Origin of the sequence: Segatella hominis, from assembly GCF_004535825.1 — a bacterium.
Taxonomy (GTDB): domain Bacteria; phylum Bacteroidota; class Bacteroidia; order Bacteroidales; family Bacteroidaceae; genus Prevotella; species Prevotella hominis.
Map to the genome: position 1 here is coordinate 1 of NZ_SGVY01000121.1, position 1564 is coordinate 1564.

At 40.9% G+C, this 1564-nt stretch carries 2 protein-coding genes; both read right to left on the minus strand.

Annotated features, from left to right (window positions below; translation table 11 throughout):
* Positions 1–232: 232 nt before the first annotated feature.
* A complete protein-coding gene (locus EXN75_RS17340) occupies positions 233–1075 on the minus strand; it encodes an IS3 family transposase (protein ID WP_342776624.1) in 843 nt (280 codons plus the stop codon).
* A gap of 32 nt (positions 1076–1107) precedes the next feature.
* Positions 1108–1515, minus strand: a complete 408-nt coding sequence (locus tag EXN75_RS17345; RefSeq protein ID WP_134844751.1) for a hypothetical protein — start codon at positions 1513–1515, stop codon at positions 1108–1110.
* Between the last annotated feature and the right edge of the window lie 49 nt (positions 1516–1564).

Below are 1564 nucleotides of genomic sequence, written 5' to 3' on the forward strand. Positions count from 1 at the left end.
TGTCTTTAACTGAAAGTAGTATACACCTTTCTTGTTATACTTACTGATTTACTATACACATAATTTACTTTCTTACTAAAATACTATACACAATCAGAAAAGCCTTACTGAAATGGTTTACACATCAATAATCTTTACATATGTGCTTTGACAACACCTCCTCTGATGCAAAGTTAATATTTTTTATTGATTCTACCAAATAAAACCATGAAAAACACCACGGTGGTTTGCCTCACGGCTGGAGGCGTGAAGCCTCCAAAGAGTGCTTCTCTCTCATGACTTTTGGTGTGAGCATCCCATTGCTATAGTGTAGTCTCTCTTCATTATAGAACTTAACGATTCCCTTCATGATATTTTTTAGAGCTGCCAAGTTCTTGGGTCTCTTCATTCGATAGAGCCATTCTTGCTTGACAATACCATTCACTCGTTCCGCAATGGCGTTGTCAGTAGGCTTGTAATCCTCTGTCATGCTTATGCGAGCACCTATTTCCTTCAGACGATTCACATATGCGTTGCAGCAGTATTGAGATCCCCTGTCGGAGTGATGAATTAGATGAAGCAGACTCTCTGCGTCAGCTTGACATATGGCCTGTTCTAAGGCTTCTTGCGTGTTGATGGCAAGTAAGGTGTCGGAAACAACCCAGCCAATAATCTCATGCGTGAAAGCATCTGTTATCAGATGAAGGTAGCAAACACCCTCATCTGTGTCCACATAAGTAATGTCTGCAACCCAAAGTTGGTTGGGTGCAGTAGGAACAAACTCTTTGACCAAGTTCTTGTATTTACGATAGTTATGGTTCGAATTTGTCGTGTGTCGGCGGCGCATCGGTGGAAGCATAAGTTGATGCGTTCGCATCAACTTATAGAACTTGTCACGACCTACCATCTTATCTGCAAACGTGCTCTTTAGCATCAGAAACAACTTGTAGGCACCTGTGCCAGGAGCTTGTTCACGAATCTCTTTTATTACAGCCACCATCGTGGTCTCTTGTATGTCACGTTCCTGTCTCTTCTGCTTGCTAACAGAGTAATAACCTCCTCGTGTCTTGCCAAACAGCCCACTCAGACAACCCAGAGATTGTTCTGGGTGTCTGAGTTGGAGGTTGTCTACTGCTTGGTGCCAGCTTTTTTTAGCAAGTCGATGCCATACTCTTCCTTACCAATCTTCAGAAGCTCTTGAAGGGCCTCATTACGAAGCTCTGAATACTGTAGAGCTTTGCGGAGATTGTTCACTTCCTCTTGCAGCTTCTCCTCAGGAGTCTTTGCCTGTGCTGCCTGTCTTAATTCATGTTTCTTACGCATATCCATTACCTTTTGCATTGTTTCCTGCGACAAAGATAATGATTTTTCGGATAAAATATATGTTTTTTCCCAATAAGCTACAGAATAATGATTTTTGATGCCAAACTTCTTTGCGGCACCAAATATTGACAAACCATTCTCATACATGTCAGCCAAGACTTTTAGTTTAAAGTCTAAACTGTAATTTGCACGTTCATTCTTTTTGCTTTCCATTTTACTTTTTTTAAGTTAAAATGGTGTACACTTTTTCTGTAGTAAGACA

What these genes read in the sequence shown, in the direction of transcription:
- EXN75_RS17345 (WP_134844751.1), bottom strand. Translation starts at nt 1,515, where the DNA reads ATGGAAAGCAAAAAGAATGAACGTGCAAATTACAGTTTAGACTTTAAA.